The organism is Bradyrhizobium guangdongense, from assembly GCF_006483445.1.
GTDB lineage: Bacteria > Pseudomonadota > Alphaproteobacteria > Rhizobiales > Xanthobacteraceae > Bradyrhizobium > Bradyrhizobium guangdongense_A.
This window is the reverse complement of the sequence record NZ_PPPT01000015.1, coordinates 1-16599: the sequence shown is the minus strand read 5'-3', so window position 1 is coordinate 16599 and position 16599 is coordinate 1. Positions and strand designations below refer to the sequence as shown.

The following is a 16599-nucleotide window of genomic DNA, read 5'->3' as shown; positions in this document are numbered from 1 at the left end:
ATGGAAGTCTCTCAGAAGACGGCGGCGACACTCGCCGCCGTCGCGGTGCTGACGGTCGCGCTGGTTGCGACCGTCCGCGCTGCGGATGAACCAAAAACGCAGCTCGATCACGGCAAGGCGACCTATGCCGAGAAGTGCTCGCATTGCCATGGCCCCGGCATGATGAACTCCGGTACCATCACGCCGGATTTGCGCGCCTTCCCCGACGACAGGACGCGCTTCTTCACCACGGTCAAGGAAGGCAAGAACAACAAGATGCCGCCCTGGGGCGACATTCTCAGCGAGGACGAGATCACCAATCTTTGGGCCTATGTTTCGAGCCGGAGGCGGCCATGAGAAGGCACCTGACGGCCTGCGTGCTCGGCGCGTTGCTGTCGAGCATGGCGGCCGCGCATGCCGCCGACCCACAGCCCTTGCGCCTGTGCCTCGACGAGGACCGTCCGCCGCTGTCGGCCCATCGCAAGGGCAAGCCGGACGCCGGCTTCGACGTGATGCTGGCGCAGGCGATCGCGGACAAGCTGGGACGTCCGCTCAAGATCCAGTGGTTCGAGACCAAGCTCGACGAGGAGGCGAGCCCGCAGATGGAGGCCAACGCGCTGCTCTCCGACGGGCGCTGCGCACTGCTCGGCGGCTACGCGCTGACCAGGGACTCGCTGGTCACGCCCGGCATGAAGACGGCGCGGATGCCCGATTTCGAGGGCGCTACGCGCGAGGACCGGCGTCGCCGCGTCGATCTCGGCGTGCTGGTGCCAACGCAGCCTTACGTCTATTCGCCGATGACCGTGGTGCTCGGACCGAAGGCGCGCGACCGCAAGATCAAGGATATTGGCGATCTCGCGGGCCTCAAGCTTGCGATCGAAAGCGGCTCGCTCGGCGATGCCATCCTCATGACCTATGACAAGGGGCGGCTGATCGACAACATCACGCATCTGGTGCCCGGGCGCGACGACCTGCTCGGTGCGCTCAACCGAGGCGATTTCGACGCCACGCTACTCGACCTCGGCCGCTTCGACGCCCACCGCGCCGCACATCCCGACACCGCGATCACGGCGTCCGGCTACTACTATCCGATCGGCGCCAATCGCGGTTATGTCGGGCTCGCCAGCGATCCCGCGTTGATCGAGGCGGTGAACAAGGCGCTGACGGAGCTCGCCGCCGAAGGCAAGATCGCCGAGTTCGGCAAGGCGGCGGGGCTCACCTACCTGCCGCCGCGCGAACCCGCGATCCTCGGCGACGTCTGGACACAGATCATCAAGCGCTAAAGCATCGGCTCCCAGCCTAGATGGAATGGCTTTGGGTCTGGCGGCCGTTTGGAAAAGTGGTCGAAAACAACCCCATGCACAGTAGCCGGGAGCGGGGGTGGACGAATGCGGATTTTACGAAATCGCGCTTGACCCGTCGGGCAAATCAGGTGCATAATGCTAAGATCGCAAGGCGTGGGATGAGCCTGGCGAAGGGCATCGAACCGGGGCCCAAGGTCGCACTTTTCGGCAATTTTCCGCCAATACGGCGCCGTTTCCGGTTCTGATTTGCAGCCCTGATTTGAGGATGCCAATACGCCGCCTTCCGCCTGCGGGGGCCGTCGTATATGACGAATTTGCCCCGGTTATGCCGCATGATTCCGTCAACAAGTTTGCGGTATGGAAGGGGCGCAGGCATGGACAGGCAATTCAACCGGGGCATGGCATGGTGAACGGACGTTCGATGGCGCAATCTTCCGTGACGAACCGTCGTTCGAAACCCTGCGGCGTTCTGACGCTCGCGGCCATGACCGCCCTCCTGGCGCTGACTGTGGATGCATCGGCAAAGCAGCGGCCCGCGGCCGTCGTCGAGGCGGTAGCGCCGCGCGAAGCCGGCGAACCGATCATGGCGATCGTGTCGATCAAGAGCCAGCAGGTCACGTTCTACGATGCCGAGGGCTGGATCCTGCGCGCACCGGTCTCCACGGGGACCACAGGTCGCGAGACGCCGGCCGGCGTGTTCGCCATCGTCGAGAAGGACAAGGACCACCGCTCGACCATGTATGACGATGCCTGGATGCCGAACATGCAGCGCATCACCTGGAATGGAATCGCGCTCCATGGCGGACCGCTGCCCGGCTATGCCGCCTCGCATGGCTGCGTGCGGATGCCGTTTGGCTTCGCGGAGAAGCTGTTCGACCGGACGCGGATCGGCATGCGGATCATCATCTCGCCGAACGACGCCGCCCCACTCGACATCTCCCACCCGTCGCTGTTCATGCCGAAGTCCGAGGCGATCGCGGCCGCGCCCGCGCGCGCCGAGGCGCTGCTGCGCGAGGCCGCTGATGCCGCCAAGGCGGCCGACGAAACCAAGAAGGCAGCAGCGACCTCGGCCCGCGAGACGTCGACGCTGACGGCATCGCTGCGCAAGCTGGAACAGCAGAAGACCCGCACCGCCGCCGATCTCGCATTCGCCGAAAAATCGCTCGCCAACGCCAGGAACGACCAGGCCAGAGCGAAGGCCGAGGAGTTGAAGCAGAAGATCGCGCCGAAGGCTGAGGAGGCCGCAACGCTGTTCGACACGGCCAAGGCCGATACGAAGGCGAAGCTGGATGCAGCCGCCGCGGCAAAGGACGCCGCCAAGGCCGCGGCGACGAAGAAAGCCGACGCCGCCAGGGCTGCCAACGATGCAAAACTCGCGCTCGAGCCGGTCTCGGTCTACATCAGCCGTTCGACGCAAAAGCTCTATGTCCGCCGCAACACGCACAAGCCGGCGCCGGATGGCGGCGGCGAAGTGTTCGATACCTCCATCGAAGTGCCCGTCACGATCCGTAATCCCGAGCGGCCGCTCGGGACGCATATCTTCACCGCGATGGCGAAGACGGACGCGGGCCTGCGCTGGAGCGTGGTCACGATCGACAATGGCGACGAGGCCAAGGAGGCGCTCGACCGCATCGCCTTCCCGCAGGACGTGCTCGACCGGATCGCGCCGACGGCGTTGCCGCGCTCCTCGATCGTCATCTCGGACGAGCCGCTGAGCGCCGAAACCAACTACCGCACCGAGTTCGTGGCCGTATTGAGCACCCAGCCCCAGGGCGGCTTCATCACGCGTAAACCGACGCCTCCCATCGAAGTTGCAGGCGACGACGGCTGGGGCGGCGGCGGGTTCTTCTTCTTTCAACCACAGCCGCGCAATCCCAACCCGCAGCCGCAACAGGGCAACATGCGCCGGCGCGGCGAGCAGCAGTACTATTATCAACCGCAACCGCGCTGGTGGTGAGGCGCGGCGGCACGTCTCACCAATCGCCCGAGGCGATGTCTGGCGCTACGCCGGCGAAGGCGGGCCGCACCACGTCGTGAGTGCGTCCGAGAGGCCCCGGCCGGTTTCGTCTCCGACCCAGGCCACATGTCCATCGGGCCTGATCAGGACTGCGGCGGGAGCCGCGACGGGGCCGATCGCAGGCAGCTCCAACACGCCAACGCAGTCCGCATCGACGCACTGAACTCGATCGGCCCATTGCGCGATCGTGAGACTGCCCGCTGCGCGGAAGTTGAGCAGCACCGGCCGTGCGTCGCGCAGCAGCGCGAATGTCCGCACGCGACCCTCGGCGGTGACGAGGTCGAGATCGGGCATGCGGCGGCCGAGCAGTGGATGTCCCTCGCCAAGATCATACTTGATATCGAGAGCGGACATCATCGCGGCGATGCGCTTGCGAGGTTCGTCCATGCCCAGCAGATCGGACACGATGCTGCTCAACGCCTTGGTGCGATCGTCCGGACGGAGCAAGGCGACCGCCGCCATGGTGTTGTGGAGCACGCGGGCCGCGACCGGGTGACGCTCGGCATGATATGTGTCCAGCAGACTGTCCGGCGATGTCCGCCTGATGACCTGGGCGAGCTTCCATCCGAGATTCACGGCATCCTGAACGCCGATATTGAGCCCCTGCCCGCCCGCGGGGTAATGCACATGCGCGGCGTCGCCGGCCAACAGCACCCGCCCCTTGCGATAGCATTCCGCCTGCCGCGTCATGTCGGTGAACCTCGAAATCGAAACCGGGCTGTGGACGCCGAAGTCACGCCCGTAATGCGCGATCAGCGCAGCGCTGAGGTCGCGTAGCGTCGGTTCTCCGGCGGCACCGAGTTGCTGCTCTGTCACCAGGACCCGTACGGTCCGGCCATCCTCCTGCCTGCTCAGCGAGTGGATGCCGATCGCATCATGGCGGATGCCCCATTGCGGCTCGCCGACGATCTCGGCCTCGGCGATCAGATGGCTGACCGTCGGATCCCATCCCGGAAAATCGATGCCGGCCGCCTTGCGGATTTGGCTGCGCCCGCCGTCGCATCCGACGAGATAGTCTGCGCGGAGTGACCGGCCGTCGGCGAGTTCGATCGTCACGCCGGAGGCGTCCTGCCGAAAGCCCGTCACCTCGCGCCCGCGATAGACCGGCACCGCAAGTTCGTCGACCCAGTCAGCGAGACTGCGTTCGATATGCCGCTGCCACAGCGCGAGCACGTAATTGTGCCGCGTGGGAAAGTCACTGATGTCCAACGGCGTGCCTGCGAACCACACGGTCTTCATCAGTTGCCCTTGCGCAAGAAAACGGTCGGCGATGCCGCGCTGATCGAGCACTTCGATCGTGCGTGCATGCAGGCCGCCGGCCCGCGCGCCGGTCAGTTCCGCATCAACGCGCCGTTCCACGATGGCGACGTCGATTCCGGCGAGGGCCAGCTCGCCTGCCAACATCAGTCCGGTCGGACCGGCTCCCGCGATCAGCACTGCATGATCCATCGGCACACCTCGTTTGATTGTGGTTTGGGCCGGCGGTTCTACGGGATGGCGGGGGTCTTGAAGCAAGCCCCTTGCGCGTTACATATAGAGCTGAGGGGGTCGCTTCCTCGCGTCCCCTTTCCCACCTCGGCTTGACTCGCACCCCGCTCTGCTGGTGACTGGCGGCAGATCGACCTGCGGAGCGCGCCATGCCTGATATCCAGACCTTTGCCCTCTTCCTGGCGGCAGCGCTGGTCGTCGCAATGACGCCGGGACCGGGCATCTTCTACATCGTTGCACGAACGCTTGCGGGCGGCCGGGCGGAAGGGCTGGCATCGAGCGTCGGCCTTGGTCTCGGCGGCCTCGTCCACGTCTTCGCAGGTGCGGCCGGCATGTCGGCGCTCATCATGGCGAGCAGCGAGGCGTTCACCCTGCTGAAGATCGCCGGGGCGTTCTATCTCATCTGGCTTGGAATCAAGAGCTGGCGCGAGGCACGCATCGTCGACCCGGTCGAGATCGAAACCACCGGCGGACGGCGGGCATTTCGCGACGGCATTGTCGTCGAGGCGCTGAACCCGAAGACTGCCGCGTTCTTTCTCGCCTTCATCCCGCAATTCGTCGACCCCGGCGGCAACGTCGCCGCGCAGTTCATCGTGCTCGGCCTCATCTCCGTGGCGCTCAACACCGGCGTCGATCTCATCGTCACCATGTGGGCGGCAAAGGCGAGAACGGGGCTTGCACGGCGACCACACGTCATTGCCAAAACTCGACAGGCTTCAGCGGCCGTGATGTGCGGGCTCGGCGCGACATTGCTGCTCGCGCGCCGCACGGGGTGAGGTCCGCGTGAGCCAGCCGACGATCTCTTTCGCGGCAAGGCTGCGTGATCTCGTCTCGAGGGAGATCAAGATCGGCGAGTTGTCGCGCGCGCTTGTTGTCGTCGGCCCGCTGGTAATCGCCTATTTCGTGCTGAGCGAACCGGCACTGCTCAATCTCGGCCTGATCGCGATCTCGCTGCTGATCCCCGCGCTCAAGCTCCGGTTGCCGCCGCGTGCCGTCGTCTTGCACTACGTCGTCATCCTCGCCACCTTCGCGACCCTCCTCTCTGCCGCACCGGTCAAGCCGCTGTTCGTGTCGCTGACCGCGCTCGCAGCATTCCTGGCGGTGGCGATGACGCGCTATGGCGAGGGTTTGCGGACGCTCGGCAATTGGGTGTTCATTCCGGCCGTCTATCTCGCCTGCGAGGTCCGCGCAGGCGTCAGCGCGGAGGAGGCGCTCCGTCACGCCGGCGTCATCATCGCATCCTCGCCGATCGCGCTGGCGCTCGTCTGCGGTGTCCAGTTTCTCGACCGGCGACATGGTGACACCGCGCCTGTCGCTTACGGGCCGGCCGCAACACAATGGTTTTTGCCCGCGGCCGCGACCGCCATCGCGGTGTTCGCGGCCGCGGCGCTGGTCGAAATGCTCAATCTCGCACAGGGTCAATGGGTGATCTGGTCGGCCGCAAGCGTCGTGGTCGGCGATCTCTCGGCGTCCACCGGCAAGCTGAAATTGAGGGCGATCGGCGCCCTGGCCGGCGTTCCGCTGGGGCTGCTGGTCGGGATCACGCTGCCGCCGAGCCGGATGGGCTATTCGCTCGCCGTACTCGGCGCGACACTGACACTGATCGCCTTCTCCCGCTACGCCGTCGGTTTTGGCCTGCGCTGCTTCCTGATCGCGCTGGCCGCCGCCTTCGTCGGCGGCGCCAGCGGCATTGCCGAGGAGCGGGTGGCGAACGTGCTGATGGGCGGCGCCTTCGGCCTGATCGCCGTGGCACTCACGGACGCCCTCTGGCGGCGCCTGGCGCAAAAGGCCGACCCCGCCGGCGATCCCGGGGCGCGCTAACCCCTCATTTTCGACCAAAGCCTAGTGTCGAAGGCCGATCCTGGCGCTATGATTGCGAACCAGTGCCGGAGCAACCGGCACGGACCGGACACGAAAGGCCGCTCGCATGACGCCTGATCCCGTCACCATCGCCGCCATGATCATCCTGATCTTTCCGATGGGATATTTTACGCTGGCCTCGCCGGCGTTCCTGCTGGTGAAGCTGGATATCCAGCCTGTCGCGCAATTGTTGCGCGGCCTGTTCAACGCCCATTTCGTGGTGATGCGGGTTGCGGGCATGATCGGGACAGTGGCCTTTCTCATCGAAGGCCGCCCGCTGATCGCAATCGGCGTCGGCCTGATCACGGCCTTGGCGATCTGGGGGCGGCCCTGGTTCATGGGGCAAATGGACCACCTGCTCAGCGCGCGCGATTCGGGCGACACGGAAGCGCCGCGACGGCTGCGACGGCTACATTGGGTCGGCATGCTGTGCAACGCGGTGTTGCTCGTCGCGCTGGTGGCCGCGATTCCCTACGCCACCAGCTTGACCTGAGCCGCATTGGCCCGAGGTTGAGCGCGAACTGTCAGAGCTGGATTCGGCGCAAGCCTTACGCGCTAATGCTCGTCGGAGGCCACGGCGTTCTGCTGGGCCTTGTGGATTGACGAGGGAACGACGCCAAAATACTTCCGGAACACCCGGCTGAAATGCGAGGAGCTGGAGAAGCCCCAGGAGAACGCGACGTCGGTGATGGTCTTGCCGGCGTGCGCCTCGAGCTCCTGGCGGCAGTTCTGCAAGCGCGCCTGCCAGATATAGTCGCTCACCGTGGTGCCGCGCTCCGAGAACAGCATGTGCAGATAGCGCTTGGAGCAGCCGAGCTCGGCCGAGATCTGGTCGATGCACAGATCCGGATCGCGCAGATGCTCGCGGATGAAGAATTGCGCACGCACGTACATCGCCTCCGGCCCGACCCGATCGAACATCGTGTCGGCTTCGCGCAGCGGCAGCAGCAACAAATCGATCAGCGAATCGGCGACGCCGACCGCGCTGTTGGCCGAGAGCTTTGCCGCCTCGTCGAAGGAGGCGTGGACGAAGTCATGGGCGATCCGCCCGGTGCCGGTGCGCGCCGAGAGCTTGCAGGCGGGCATGCGCTGTGACGGGAAGCCGCGGTCGCGCAGCAGCGCCTTCGGCACGATCACGACGTCGTGGCGGGTGAAGGCCGGGCTGATGATGGAGTGCGGGCAGGACACGTCATAGGCGATGATGTCGCCGGGCATCAATTCGATGTGGCGGCCTTCCTGCTCGAAATAGGACACGCCGTAGGTCTGGAAGTGAATCTTGATGTAGGGGTGCTCGTTCGCCTTGGCGCGCGCCAACGTGTGCGCGATGCGATGCTGGCTGACTTCGATCTGGCAGAGCTTCAGTCGCGAGATGGTGGTGTAATCGATGCGTCCCTCGAGCGCAGATGCTTCCAGGGGATCGACGTCGAAATGGCCGCACAGATTCGTCAGCCCGTCGACCCAACTCTGGATCTGCTTCTTCGGCGTCAGCCCAGTCGTCGAGAGCGTGTGAATTGTATCGGACATGATCCAGCCACTGATTTGACCCGAATCGTGACAGGCGTGCCCAGAGGCCCTCCATCACGACTTGCGACGTTTACCTCAAATTAGGGCGGTCGTTTGAAGCAAGCGCCATGCTTCACTGCCATCCTTGATTGATAATCCTCCGCCTTAGTTGCAGCGCAGTCAAGGGGAACCTCCGCCGAGTGCCCGCGACTGGGCAGAACGGAAGCTGCTGAATTCGCTACTGCAAAATCAAAAAATTCTGCTCCGTGCGCTGTGAAGCAAAACGGCTTCCCTCTTGGGCAAGTTTCCCGTTGCAGAACGGCTTAGGGATTGCGGCAGGAACAAAAAGAAAATGGGCCGCATCCCATCAACGCGGACCCTCGAGGCCATACCAGGAATGGCTCATACCAGGAGGAGAACACAGCCCCACATCGTTTCTGGTCCCTAGACGTGACCGCCCTGCACGAGCAGACGCTGGACGGCAATGCCCAGCGAACGGCAATTGCTTCGGAAACAATAAACGAGACCTAGGAGGAATGACTATGCGCAAGGCACTACTCGCGACCTATCTCGGCTCTGCGGCGATTTTCGCCGCCGGCAGCGCGTCGGCCAACGACGAGCTGATCAAGATGTCGCAGAACCCGAAAGATTGGGTGATGCCGGCGGGCGATTACGCCAACACCCGCTACTCCAAGCTCAACCAGATCACCGCCGCGAACGTCGGCAAGCTGCAGGTCGCGTGGACCTTCTCCACCGGCGTGCTGCGCGGTCACGAAGGCGGGCCGCTCATCATCGGCAACATGATGTACGTCCATACGCCGTTCCCGAACAAGGTCTACGCCATTGACCTTTCAAACGAGAACAAGATCGTCTGGAAGTACGAGCCGAAGCAGGATCCGAACGTCATCCCGGTGATGTGCTGCGATACCGTCAACCGCGGTCTCGCCTATGGCGACGGCAAGATCATCCTGCATCAGGCCGACACCAACCTCGTTGCGCTCGACGCCAAGACCGGTCAGGTCGCCTGGAGCTCGACCAACGGTAATCCCGCGAAGGGCGAGACCGGCACGTCGGCAGCGCTCGTCGTCAAGGACAAGGTGCTGGTCGGCATCTCCGGCGGCGAGTTCGGCGTGCAGTGTCACGTCACCGCCTACGACCTCAAGACCGGCAAGCAGGCCTGGCGCGCCTTCTCCGAAGGCCCGGATGACCAGATCAAGGTGGACCCGGTCAAGACGACAGCGCTCGGCAAGCCGGTCGGAGCCGACTCCAGCTTGAAGACCTGGCAAGGCGATCAATGGAAGATCGGCGGCGGCTGCACCTGGGGCTGGATGTCCTACGATCCCGCTTTGAACCTCGTCTACTACGGGTCGGGCAACCCCTCGACCTGGAACCCGAAGCAGCGCCCGGGTGACAACAAGTGGTCGATGACCATCTTCGCGCGCGACGCGGACACCGGCATGGCCAAGTGGGTCTATCAGATGACGCCCCACGACGAGTGGGACTATGACGGCGTCAACGAGATGATCCTCTCCGACCAGCAGATCAACGGCCAGCCGCGCAAGCTCCTGACCCATTTCGATCGCAACGGTCTCGGCTACACCCTCGATCGTGAAAGCGGCGAACTCCTGGTCGCCGAGAAGTACGATCCGAAGGTGAACTGGACCTCCGGCGTCGACATGGACAAGAACTCGCCGACCTACGGCCGTCCGAAGGTTCTTGACGCAGCCTCCACTGAAAAGGGCGGCGAGGACAAGAACACCAAGGGCATCTGCCCGGCCGCGCTCGGCACCAAGGACGAGCAGCCGGCGGCCTACTCGCCGGACACGCAGTTGTTCTACGTTCCGACCAACCACGTCTGCATGGACTACGAACCGTTCAAGGTGAGCTACACTGCGGGCCAGCCCTATGTGGGTGCGACGCTCTCGATGTATCCGCCGCAGGGTGAGACCCATATGGGCAACTTCATCGCCTGGGACGGCAAGACCGGCAAGATCGTCTGGTCGAACAAAGAGCAGTTCTCGGTCTGGTCGGGCGCTCTCGCAACGGCCGGCGGCGTGGTGTTCTACGGCACGCTCGAAGGCTACCTGAAGGCAGTCGACGCCAAGTCGGGCAAGGAGCTCTACAAGTTCAAGACTCCGTCCGGCATCATCGGCAACGTCACCACCTATGAGAACGGCGGCAAGCAGTATGTCGCAGTGCTCTCCGGCGTGGGCGGCTGGGCCGGCATCGGTCTCGCGGCAGGTCTGACCGATCCGACCGCAGGCCTTGGTGCAGTCGGCGGCTACGCAGCGCTCTCGAACTACACGGCGCTGGGCGGCACGCTGACGGTGTTCTCGCTGCCGTCGAACTAGCCTCAGCTTCGTCTCGTCCCGGCGCGTGGATCCGATCCACGCGCCGGCTCGTCTCCACCTGATGCCTTCGAGGAACAACTCTTGCGTAAAATCTGCTCAGTCATCGTCGCAATTGCATTCGCTGCGTCCGCAGGACTTGCACAGGCGGAAGGTCCCGGCGACCCGACCGCGGTCAAGAAGGAAGACGACGGAAAGTGGCTCGATAAGGAAGGCACCCCGACCTACAAGATTTCAGCCGACGGCACCGTGGACTGGTTCACCTATTCCGGTTACCGCCGCTATCACTCCGAATGCCACGTCTGCCATGGCCCCGACGGCATGGGATCCACCTACGCGCCGGCGCTGAAGGATTCCGTCAAGTCCATGAGCTATGGCGACTTCCTCGGCGTGGTCGCCTCCGGCCGCAAGAACATTTCGACGGCGGCGGAGAACGTGATGCCGGCCTTCGGCGATAACCCGAACGTCGCCTGCTACATGGACGATTTGTACGTCTACCTGCGCGCCCGCTCCAATGACGCCGTTGGCCGCGTGCGCCCCCCCAAGAAGGAGGAGAAGACCGACGCCTATACCAAGGCGGAAGACTCCTGCATGGGCAAAAATTGAACGTCACGAAGACTGCCGAGACTACTTCTTGGCGCCTTTCGAGAATTTGAGGAGTTGACGATGAAGACACGTGCCGCCGTCGCTTTCGAAGCGAAGAAACCGCTCGAGATCGTCGAGCTCGACCTGGAGGGGCCGAAGGCCGGCGAAGTTCTGGTCGAGATCAAGGCGACCGGTATCTGCCATACCGATGCCTACACGCTCGACGGTTTCGACAGCGAGGGAATCTTTCCGTCCATTCTTGGTCATGAAGGCGCCGGCATCGTGCGCGAGATCGGCGCGGGCGTGAGCTCGGTGAAGCCGGGCGACCACGTCATTCCGCTCTACACGCCGGAATGCCGGCAGTGCAAAAGCTGCCTGAGCCGCAAGACCAATCTCTGCACCGCGATCCGCGCCACCCAGGGCAAGGGCGTGATGCCTGACGGCACCAGCCGCTTCTCCTACAAGGGCAAGCCGGTCTACCACTATATGGGCTGCTCGACCTTCTCCAACTTCACCGTGCTGCCGGAGATCGCGGTCGCAAAGATTCGCGAAGACGCCCCCTTCGACAAGAGCTGCTACATCGGCTGCGGCGTCACCACCGGCGTCGGCGCCGTCGTCAACACCGCGAAAGTCGAGCCGGGTGCCAATGTCGTCGTATTCGGCCTCGGCGGCATCGGCCTCAACGTCATCCAGGGCGCCAAGATGGCCGGCGCCGACAAGATCATCGGCGTCGACATCAACGATTCCAAGGAAGACTGGGGCAAGCGCTTCGGCATGACGCATTTCGTCAACCCCAAGAAAATTACCGGCGACATCGTGGCGCACCTCGTGACGCTGACCGACGGCGGTGCCGACTACACCTTCGACTGCACCGGCAATACCACGGTGATGCGCCAGGCGCTCGAAGCCTGCCATCGCGGCTGGGGCACCTCGATCATCATCGGCGTCGCCGAGGCCGGCAAGGAGATCGCCACCCGTCCGTTCCAGCTCGTCACCGGGCGCAACTGGCGCGGCACCGCCTTCGGCGGCGCGCGCGGCCGCACCGACGTGCCGAAGATCGTCGACTGGTACATGAACGGAAAGATCCAGATCGATCCGATGATCACCCACGTGCTGAAGCTCGAGGAGATCAACAAGGGTTTTGACCTCATGCATGAGGGCAAATCCATCCGTTCCGTCGTCGTCTACTGAACCAAAACCGGCTTACCCAAGGAGGATCGTCCCATGTCTGTTGCTCTTCATCCCTCGATCGACAACGGCCTGAAACAAGGCACAGGCCACTTTGCCGGCGGCACCCTGGTCTGCAAATGCAAGGACCATCAGGTCAAGGTCGGCATCAAGGGCGACGTCGCCCATAACCACGCCTGCGGCTGCACCAAGTGCTGGAAGCCGGCCGGCGCGACGTTCTCCGTCGTCGCCGTGGTGCCGCGCCAGAACGTCACCGTGCTCGAGAACGGCGACAAGCTCCAGGTCGTCGATCCCTCCGCGGTGATCCAACGCCACGCCTGCAAGGGCTGCGGCACCCACATGTACGGCCGCATCGAGAACAAGGGCCATCCGTTCTACGGCCTCGACTTCATCCACCCCGAACTGTTCCAGGAGCAGGGATCGCAGGCGCCGCAATTCGCCGCCTTCGTCTCCTCGATCATCGAGTCCGGCGTCAAGCCGGAGCAGATGGCCGCCGTGCGCGGGCGCCTGAAGGAGATCGGGCTCGAGCCCTATGACTGCCTGTCACCCGCGCTGATGGATGCGATCGCGACCCATGTCGCGAAATCCAAAGCGGCCTAGACAGCGCTGCTACGTCCTGCCGGTCGCGACCGCGGCCGGCGGGATAATCTGGCAAGACACCTGCAGCCGTTTTCGCGCGCGAATGGTCAGTCAAGCAGCCTGATCTTCAGTGTGGCCCGGCCGTGCTTCGAGATTTTTGCCGCCCTCAGTCTTCAAGTCCGTTGTGACTCCGCAGTGTCGCCACCTTCTCAGGCGAAGATGACGGCAAGCGTTTCTCTCTCCCTCGACTGAGGTCTCTTGCTTCGTCCGTGCAAACATGCGGGCGAAGCATTTTTTTTGCGCCGCCGTGCTATGCAGGTGCGAGCTGTGCCGGGCTGTTGCGCCCTGCTTTTGACAAACCGTCGATGCAATCTCTGCACGAGAGGGGCAAGCGGCAGCGTCGTGCGCCCTGGCAGTCTCCGTTCGCGCCACAGCTCCGCAGGCGCCAAAAGCAATTCAATTAAAGTTCAAAAAGGGAGATATCGCGCACATTCCAGACAGAACCCATCTATCCCGCCCGCCCTCCCGGGATTTGCCCGGCGCGGGACCGGGGTACATGGGCAAACGGTCGCCGTCCGAATTCACGCCAGAGCAGATCAACAGCTTAAGAAGAGCGAGGACCAATCATGATCAAGATCAAAATCAACGGCCAGGAACAAAGCTGGGACGGCGACCCGGATCTTCCCCTCCTCTGGTATCTGCGCGATGAGGCCGGCTTGACCGGCACCAAATTCGGCTGCGGCCAGGCGCTGTGCGGGGCCTGCACCGTGATCGTGGACAAGGAAGCGGTTCGCGCCTGCATCACCTCGGTCAACGACGTTGTCGGCCGCGAGGTCACGACCATCGAAGGCCTGCACCCCAATGGCGATCATCCCGTGCAAAAGGCCTGGCGCCAGCTCAACGTGCCGCAATGCGGCTTCTGCCAGGCCGGCCAGATCATGCAGGCCGCGGCGCTGCTGATGGACAACCAGAAGCCGTCGCACGACCAGATCCGCGAGGCGATGTCCGGCAACATCTGCCGCTGCGGCTGCTACCAGCGCATCGAGAACGCCGTCCATCTCGCATCGACGGGAGTGTGACCATGAATTTCATCGAGAACCCGAAAAAGCTTCGCGGCTTCGAGAAGCATGTCAGGATCGAGAAGGTTTCGCGCCGCAGCATCCTGAAGGGCCTCGGCATCACCGGCGGCTTCGTGCTCGCCGCGCCCGTGATGTCGCGCCAGGCCTTTGCCTATGAAACCGGCGCCGGCAAGATGCCGCATGGCGTCGTGGTCGACCCGCGCGTGTTCGTCGCGATCGCGCCTGACGGCATCGTGACCATCGTCGCGCACCGCGCGGAGATGGGAACCGGCGTGCGCACCAGCCTGCCCCTGATCGTCGCCGAGGAGCTGGAAGCCGACTGGTCAAAAGTTCGCGTCCAGCAGGCCCATGGCGACGAGGTCAAGTTCGGCAACCAGGATACCGACGGCTCCCGCAGCACGCGGCACTATCTGATCCCGATGCGCCAGATCGGCGCCTCGGCACGCACCATGCTGGAGCAGGCCGCGGCAAAACGCTGGGGCGTGCCGGCGACCGAGGTCAAGGCCGTCAACCACGAGGTCGTCCACAGCGCGACCTCGCGCAAGCTCGGTTTTGGCGAGCTCGCAGCGGACGCAGCGAAGGAATCGCTGCCTGCTATCGAAGGCCTCAAGCTGAAGGACCCCAAGGACTTCCGCTACCTGACCAAGGGCCAGGTCTCGATCGTCGATCTGCGCGACATCACCACGGGCCATGCGCGCTACGGCGCCGACGTTCGCCTGCCCGGCATGAAATACGCCGTCATCGCGCGGCCTCCGGTGACCGGCGGCAAGCTCGTGTCGTTCGATCCGGCCGAGGCGCTGAAAGTGTCCGGGGTCGAGAAGGTGATGGAGGTCCGCGGCTGGCCGTGGCCTTCAAAGTTCCAGCCGCTCGGCGGCGTGGCCGTGATCGCACGCAATACAGGCGCCGCGATCAAGGGCCGCGATGCCCTGAAGATCGTCTGGGACGACGGACCGAACGGCAAATACGAGTCGGTCGCCTACCGCAAGGAGCTCGAAGAGGCCTCGCGCAAGCCCGGTCTCGTCGTGCGCAAGGAAGGCGACGCCGATGCGGCGCTCAAGACCGCCGACAAGGTCATCGTCGGCGAGTACTACCTGCCCCACCTCGCCCATGTCAGCATGGAGCCGCCGGTTGCGGTCGCCAACGTGAAAGACGGCAAGGCCGAGATCTGGGGACCGGTGCAAAGCGCAGGCGGCACCCGCGAGGACGTCGCCAAGACGCTCGGAATCCCCGAGGACGCCGTCACCGTCAACGTGACGCTGCTCGGCGGCGGCTTTGGCCGCAAATCGAAATGCGACTTCGCGATCGAGGCCGCGCTGCTCTCGAAGGAGCTGGGGGCGCCGGTCAAGGTGCAGTGGACGCGGGAAGACGACATCCATAACGGCTTCCTGCACACCGTCTCGGCCGAGCGGATCGAGGCCGGGCTCGACAAGTCGGGCAAGGTGATCGCCTGGCGCCACCGCAGCGTGGCGCCAAGCATCCTCTCGACCTTCGTGGCTGGCGCGAAGAACCAGGCCCCGTTCGAACTCGGCATGGGTCTGGTCGACATGCCCTTCGAGATCGCCAACATCAGTTGCGAGAACCCGGAAGCGGCCGCGCATACCCGCATCGGCTGGTTCCGCTCGGTCTCCAACATCCCGCGCGCCTTCGCCGTGCAATCGATGGTCGGCGAGATCGCGCAGGCGACGGGACGCGACCCCAAGGAGATGCTGCTCGAGCTGATCGGCTCGCCCCGCATCATCAAGCTCGACTCCGTGAAGGATCTCTGGAACTACGGCGAGCCCTACGACAGCTACCCGATCGACACCGCGCGCCTGCGCAAGGTGGTCGAACTGGTCGCGGAGAAGGGCGAGTGGGGCCGCTCACTGCCGAAGGGACGCGGGCTCGGCATCGCCGCGCATCGCAGCTTCGTCAGCTACATCGCAACCATCGTCGAGGTGGCCGTCGACGACAAGGGCAAGCTGACGATCCCGCGGGTCGACACCGCGATCGATTGCGGTACCTATGTCAACCCCGAGCGCATCCACTCCCAGATCGAGGGCGCAGCGATCATGGGGTTGAGCCTCGCCAAATATGGCGAGATCACCTTCAAGGACGGCAAGGTCCAGCAGAAGAACTATGACGACTTCCCGGTGATCCGGATGGACGAGTCGCCGCTGATCACCAACGTCCACATCGTCCCGCCCGGCGCCGATACACCACCGAGCGGCGTCGGCGAACCCGGCGTGCCGCCCTTTGCACCCGCGCTGATCAACGCGATCTTCGCGGCCACGGGAAAACGCATCCGGTCGCTGCCGATCGGCAAGCAATTGGAGGCGTGAGAGGAACGATCACGGCCGTCCGGCCGTTCCCATCGATCTGACACAGGAGCAGATCGATGACCATTCACTCCAGGGCGCTCGCAGTCTCCATGCTGTCGAGCGCCTTTTTATGGGCGATCCCGTCGGCCCATGCGCAGAGCAACACGACGACGCCGGCCACGGCCACGCGTCCGACCGCGCCCGACCAGACCTCGGTCCCCAACAATGCACCACCTGCGACGACCACCCAGACCACCGGACAGGTCAGCCAGGATCCGAAGATCAAGGAGATGAACGAGAAGGAAAAGGGCAAGGTGGAGCGGCAGGGGAAGTAAAGGGCAGACGGACGGTCACGCGCCGTCATGGCCGGGC

At 64.3% G+C, this 16599-nt stretch carries 15 protein-coding genes; 13 read left to right on the top strand and 2 right to left on the bottom strand.

The window, feature by feature from the left end:
* The 3 genes from C2U70_RS02095 to C2U70_RS02085 all read left to right on the top strand — a co-directional run bounded on the left by C2U70_RS02095 (position 1) and on the right by C2U70_RS02085 (position 3240).
* A complete protein-coding gene (locus tag C2U70_RS02095) occupies positions 1-336 on the top strand; it encodes a c-type cytochrome (protein ID WP_140976205.1) in 336 nt (111 codons plus the stop codon).
* On the top strand, positions 333-1262 hold the full coding sequence (locus C2U70_RS02090) for a substrate-binding periplasmic protein (protein WP_140976204.1): 930 nt from the start codon (positions 333-335) through the stop codon (positions 1260-1262). Before C2U70_RS02095 ends, C2U70_RS02090 begins: the two co-directional genes overlap by 4 nt.
* A gap of 424 nt (positions 1263-1686) precedes the next feature.
* On the top strand, positions 1687-3240 hold the full coding sequence (locus tag C2U70_RS02085; protein ID WP_140976203.1) for a L,D-transpeptidase: 1554 nt from the start codon (positions 1687-1689) through the stop codon (positions 3238-3240).
* 45 nt (positions 3241-3285) lie between these two features.
* Here C2U70_RS02085 and C2U70_RS02080 read toward each other — a convergent pair whose 3' ends face one another.
* Positions 3286-4749 (bottom strand): FAD-dependent monooxygenase, encoded by a 1464-nt coding sequence (locus tag C2U70_RS02080; protein ID WP_140976202.1) that lies wholly within the window; start codon positions 4747-4749, stop codon positions 3286-3288.
* Positions 4750-4937: 188 nt separating this feature from the next.
* On the opposite strand from C2U70_RS02080, the gene C2U70_RS02075 reads away from it, so the two are divergent.
* The 3 genes from C2U70_RS02075 (at position 4938) to C2U70_RS02065 (ending at position 7141) form a co-directional block, all read left to right on the top strand.
* On the top strand, positions 4938-5564 hold the full coding sequence (locus C2U70_RS02075; RefSeq protein WP_140976201.1) for a LysE family translocator: 627 nt from the start codon (positions 4938-4940) through the stop codon (positions 5562-5564).
* A gap of 7 nt (positions 5565-5571) precedes the next feature.
* Positions 5572-6609: an FUSC family protein gene (locus C2U70_RS02070; protein ID WP_140976200.1), complete on the top strand. Its 1038-nt coding sequence runs from the start codon at positions 5572-5574 to the stop codon at positions 6607-6609.
* Positions 6610-6715: 106 nt separating this feature from the next.
* Complete coding sequence (locus C2U70_RS02065; protein ID WP_140976199.1) at positions 6716-7141, top strand: hypothetical protein; 426 nt, start codon at positions 6716-6718, stop codon at positions 7139-7141.
* Between the two features lie 62 nt (positions 7142-7203).
* Here the strand turns inward: C2U70_RS02065 and C2U70_RS02060 are convergent, their stop codons facing one another.
* Positions 7204-8172, bottom strand: a complete 969-nt coding sequence (locus C2U70_RS02060; protein ID WP_140976198.1) for a helix-turn-helix domain-containing protein — start codon at positions 8170-8172, stop codon at positions 7204-7206.
* A gap of 521 nt (positions 8173-8693) precedes the next feature.
* Between C2U70_RS02060 and xoxF5 the strand changes: the two genes are divergently transcribed.
* The 7 genes from xoxF5 (at position 8694) to C2U70_RS02025 (ending at position 16562) form a co-directional block, all read left to right on the top strand.
* Positions 8694-10502 (top strand): lanthanide-dependent methanol dehydrogenase XoxF5, encoded by a 1809-nt coding sequence (gene xoxF5 / locus C2U70_RS02055; protein ID WP_140976197.1) that lies wholly within the window; start codon positions 8694-8696, stop codon positions 10500-10502.
* An 81-nt stretch (positions 10503-10583) separates the two neighbouring features.
* The gene (locus C2U70_RS02050; RefSeq protein WP_433960657.1) at positions 10584-11105 is read left to right on the top strand and encodes a c-type cytochrome, methanol metabolism-related; all 522 of its coding nucleotides are present in this window, start codon (positions 10584-10586) and stop codon (positions 11103-11105) included.
* A 60-nt stretch (positions 11106-11165) separates the two neighbouring features.
* Entirely contained in the window at positions 11166-12275 is a 1110-nt protein-coding gene (locus C2U70_RS02045) for an S-(hydroxymethyl)glutathione dehydrogenase/class III alcohol dehydrogenase (RefSeq protein WP_140976196.1), read from the top strand.
* A gap of 33 nt (positions 12276-12308) precedes the next feature.
* Positions 12309-12872, top strand: a complete 564-nt coding sequence (gfa, locus tag C2U70_RS02040) for an S-(hydroxymethyl)glutathione synthase (RefSeq protein WP_140976195.1) — start codon at positions 12309-12311, stop codon at positions 12870-12872.
* Positions 12873-13477: 605 nt separating this feature from the next.
* Positions 13478-13930 (top strand): (2Fe-2S)-binding protein, encoded by a 453-nt coding sequence (locus C2U70_RS02035; RefSeq protein WP_140976194.1) that lies wholly within the window; start codon positions 13478-13480, stop codon positions 13928-13930.
* 2 nt (positions 13931-13932) lie between these two features.
* A complete protein-coding gene (locus tag C2U70_RS02030) occupies positions 13933-16248 on the top strand; it encodes a xanthine dehydrogenase family protein molybdopterin-binding subunit (protein ID WP_140976193.1) in 2316 nt (771 codons plus the stop codon).
* A 56-nt stretch (positions 16249-16304) separates the two neighbouring features.
* Positions 16305-16562 (top strand): hypothetical protein, encoded by a 258-nt coding sequence (locus C2U70_RS02025; RefSeq protein ID WP_140976192.1) that lies wholly within the window; start codon positions 16305-16307, stop codon positions 16560-16562.
* Positions 16563-16599 lie beyond the last annotated feature (37 nt).

Excerpts from the sequence above, each read along its gene's own strand:
- C2U70_RS02095 (WP_140976205.1), top strand. The coding sequence starts at position 1 with ATGGAAGTCTCTCAGAAGACGGCGGCGACACTCGCCGCCGTCGCGGTG.
- C2U70_RS02090 (WP_140976204.1), top strand. The coding sequence starts at position 333 with ATGAGAAGGCACCTGACGGCCTGCGTGCTCGGCGCGTTGCTGTCGAGC.
- C2U70_RS02085 (WP_140976203.1), top strand. The coding sequence starts at position 1,687 with ATGGTGAACGGACGTTCGATGGCGCAATCTTCCGTGACGAACCGTCGT.
- C2U70_RS02080 (WP_140976202.1), bottom strand. The coding sequence starts at position 4,749 with ATGGATCATGCAGTGCTGATCGCGGGAGCCGGTCCGACCGGACTGATG.
- C2U70_RS02075 (WP_140976201.1), top strand. The coding sequence starts at position 4,938 with ATGCCTGATATCCAGACCTTTGCCCTCTTCCTGGCGGCAGCGCTGGTC.
- C2U70_RS02065 (WP_140976199.1), top strand. The coding sequence starts at position 6,716 with ATGACGCCTGATCCCGTCACCATCGCCGCCATGATCATCCTGATCTTT.
- C2U70_RS02060 (WP_140976198.1), bottom strand. The coding sequence starts at position 8,172 with ATGTCCGATACAATTCACACGCTCTCGACGACTGGGCTGACGCCGAAG.
- xoxF5 (WP_140976197.1), top strand. The coding sequence starts at position 8,694 with ATGCGCAAGGCACTACTCGCGACCTATCTCGGCTCTGCGGCGATTTTC.
- C2U70_RS02045 (WP_140976196.1), top strand. The coding sequence starts at position 11,166 with ATGAAGACACGTGCCGCCGTCGCTTTCGAAGCGAAGAAACCGCTCGAG.
- gfa (WP_140976195.1), top strand. The coding sequence starts at position 12,309 with ATGTCTGTTGCTCTTCATCCCTCGATCGACAACGGCCTGAAACAAGGC.
- C2U70_RS02035 (WP_140976194.1), top strand. The coding sequence starts at position 13,478 with ATGATCAAGATCAAAATCAACGGCCAGGAACAAAGCTGGGACGGCGAC.
- C2U70_RS02030 (WP_140976193.1), top strand. The coding sequence starts at position 13,933 with ATGAATTTCATCGAGAACCCGAAAAAGCTTCGCGGCTTCGAGAAGCAT.
- C2U70_RS02025 (WP_140976192.1), top strand. The coding sequence starts at position 16,305 with ATGACCATTCACTCCAGGGCGCTCGCAGTCTCCATGCTGTCGAGCGCC.